General features: G+C 68.6%; 4 protein-coding genes. 1 reads left to right on the forward strand and 3 read right to left on the reverse strand.

Annotated elements, in window-relative coordinates; genetic code table 11:
• The coding region (locus IJH84_RS08400; protein ID WP_367268990.1) for a 1-aminocyclopropane-1-carboxylate deaminase/D-cysteine desulfhydrase at window positions 1-550 on the reverse strand (550 nt) is incomplete at its 3' end.
• Window positions 551-807: 257 nt separating this feature from the next.
• On the opposite strand from IJH84_RS08400, the gene IJH84_RS08405 reads away from it, so the two are divergent.
• A complete protein-coding gene (locus IJH84_RS08405; RefSeq protein WP_295142353.1) occupies window positions 808-1,470 on the forward strand; it encodes an ATP-binding cassette domain-containing protein in 663 nt (220 codons plus the stop codon).
• On the opposite strand, the gene IJH84_RS08410 is transcribed toward IJH84_RS08405, so the two are convergent.
• On the reverse strand, window positions 1,458-1,943 hold the full coding sequence (locus IJH84_RS08410) for a hypothetical protein (protein ID WP_295142356.1): 486 nt from the start codon (window positions 1,941-1,943) through the stop codon (window positions 1,458-1,460). The two genes, IJH84_RS08405 and IJH84_RS08410, sit on opposite strands and share 13 nt — an antisense overlap.
• Window positions 1,944-2,123: 180 nt before the next feature.
• A partial coding sequence (locus IJH84_RS08415) for an FAD-binding protein (RefSeq protein WP_295142359.1) occupies window positions 2,124-2,822 on the reverse strand: 699 nt, incomplete at its 5' end.

The following is a 2,822-nucleotide window of genomic DNA, read 5'->3' on the forward strand; positions in this document are numbered from 1 at the left end:
AGCGGCGGTCGCCGTTGCGAGCGGCCGCTGGAGGATGAGCCGGGCGTGGGTCAGCCTCCGCGCACCCCGGGATGGCGTGGAGGTTGCTGCCGCCTTCCGGGAGAAGGTAGAAGTCGCCGTGTTTCCGCCGAAGTTCGCGCTGCAGTTCTGCGGAGTGCTTCTGCCGGTAGGTCGCTCGGTCCAGGTAGTCGAGGACCATTCCGTTTCGCTCGGCGAAGCTCAAGGCGGAATTCAACTCTCGGTGCGCTTCTCCGCGGATCACGCCGATCGATCTCAGACCCGTTTTCCGGGCGACCGCCGCCGTCGCCCGGATGTGGTTCGAGTACGCGCCGCCGAAGGTGAGCAACGTCGAGGCGCCGGTCTGCGCCATGGCTCGCAGGTTGTACTTGAGCTTGCGCCACTTGTTCCCGGGCACTTCGGGGTGAATCAGGTCGTCCCGTTTGAGCAGCAGTGCAACCCCGCGGTCCCGCAGCACCGGGTCGTCGATCTCGATCAACGGCGAAGGCAGCTTCAGCTCTAGACGCTGCGCCGTCACTTCGTCATCGCCCATGCGGCGAGACTAGCGAAAGCTTGCGCGGGGCCGGGGCGAAGGCGCTGGGCTGCTCGGAATCCGGGCGCTCGCTCAGTAGCATCCGGCAGACGCGCGCCAGTCCCGCGAAGGAGTAGCACCGTGCCGCCGGACACGGCCGCTTCGACGGCCGCGGCTGAAGATCGAGCGCTGGAGGGATTCGGATGCGGACCGCTGAGCTGAGCGATCTGACCGTGCACGTCGACACGGGCCGGTGGAACGAGACGGTCCTGGACTCGGTGCACCTCGTGGTGCCCGCGGGCCGGATCACCGCGCTGCTCGGCGAATCCGGCTGCGGCAAATCCATGGTGGCCGCGGCGCTGACGGGTCTGCTCCCCGCGGTCGCGCGCAGTACCGGGGACGTGTGCATCAACGGGACGGCGGTGCGGGACGAGCAGCAGTGGCGAAAGCTCCGTGCCGGAACCGTTGGCCTGGTGCCGCAATTCGGGGTCGAGGCGTTCGCGGCGGATAAAACCGTTGGCGCGCAACTGTGCGAGCGGCAACGGCTGCATGGCGGCCGGAGCGTCGAGGATGCCTGCGCGGCGGCGCTTTATCCGGCCGAGGCACTCGATCTGCATCCGGATCAGCATTCCAGCGGGCAGATCCAGCGGGCCGCGCTGGCCGCGGCGTTGCTGCCCGATCCCGATCTGCTCATCGTGGACGAGCCCAGTTCGTCCCTCGATCTCGGCACCGCCTACGAGGTGTGGGCCAATCTGCGCGCCTACGCCGATTCCGGAGCTGCGGTGCTGGCCATCACCCACGACGTCGCGCTGCTCATCGAGACCGGAGCCGCCGATCGGATCGTCTTCATGCGCGATGGCCGCACCATCGCCGCGGGTTCACCGGCCGAGGTGCGTGCTCTCGAAGATCCTTACGTGCAGGGCTTCTTTCACCAGCTCTGAGGTTTGCGCTGACCGGCCTCCTCCGCTTCGTGCTTGGTCTGCCTGCACGGTCCGAGCACCGCTTCCACCCGGAGGTGGACTCGGTATGTCAACTGCCGCGGTAAGCCCGGTTCGGGTTCGGTGTGCGCGAGCACGAAATCGCGGCGGAGGCTGTCGCCGCGCTGGAGCACTGGCGCATCCGCCGCGCGATCTCGTTCCAAATGCGCCTCGTCCGCGACCGTGCCGACGTTGTGCGGCGGGTCGGCGTACGGGATCCGGACCTCGTAGCGATGCGCGTACGTGCGGGTCAGCTCATCCACCCAGTCGATGGCTTCATCGGGGCTGCGCAGGCAGCGCGGCTCGATCTCCGGCAGGTTCCCGGCCGGTTCCTCGGCAGGATCAGAAGAGGTTTCGGGTCTGATCTCGGCCGATCCGTGCCAGTGCACCCCGAGCATCGCCCAACGATCCGGATCGTCCAGATGCGGCTCGTCCACGTTGCGTCCTAACTCGCTGGATGAGCGCGCAATGTATCGGAATCCGCGGATTGGGCCGCACGGGGGTGCGCGTTCCGCCGAAAAGGCGAATATGTTTCCAGGGCGAACTTGCCGAATCATGGGTTCCGGGGAACTTCATTCTGGAAATGCCGGGCCGAACCGCTCAGCGGACCCGCCCGATCAAGACTCCGCCATGTCCGCGACCGCCAGCGACGCGAACACCATCGCCGTGCCGAGCGGGACGCCGGGCGCGGGATAGACGGCCCCGGTCATCGAGGCCGATGAGTTCCCGGCCGCGTACAGACCGCCGATCGCGCTGCCGTCACCGCGCAGCACCCGGCCGCGCGCATCGGTGACCAGACCACCCTTGGTTCCCAAGTCCGAGAGCACGAACTTCGCCGCGTAGTACGGCGGCTGGTCGATCGCGACCAGCGGTTCGCCGCCCGCGAAGAACGCGTCGTATTCGTCCTCGCCGCGGTGGAAGTCCGCGTCCGCACCGGCGGCGGCGAACTCGTTGAAGCGCTCGACGGTGCCGGTCAAGGCCTGCGCGGGGACGCCGATGTCCGCGGCGAGTTCGGCGATCGTGTCCGCGCGGAACCGGATTCCGGCCCGCACGTGCTCCTCCGGGTCGCCCTCCGGCATGGCGATCGCGGGAAGGCCGCCGCCTTCGCGGGAGTCGAACACGAACCACGACGGGATGCGTTCGGCAGCGGCGGCCATGGCGCGCCCGAACCGGTCGTAGGGGAGGCATTCGTTGGCGTAGCGGCGGCCGGTCGCGTCGACCATGATCCCGCCGCGGAAGCCCAGCGCGAACGAGCCGCCGCCGTCCGGCTGCGCCAAGCCGGGGCAGAACCAGCCCTGGTCGAGCAGGTCGGTGGC

The sequence above is a fragment of the Saccharopolyspora sp. genome (assembly GCF_017434145.1).
Lineage (GTDB): Bacteria > Actinomycetota > Actinomycetes > Mycobacteriales > Pseudonocardiaceae > Saccharopolyspora_C > Saccharopolyspora_C galaxeae.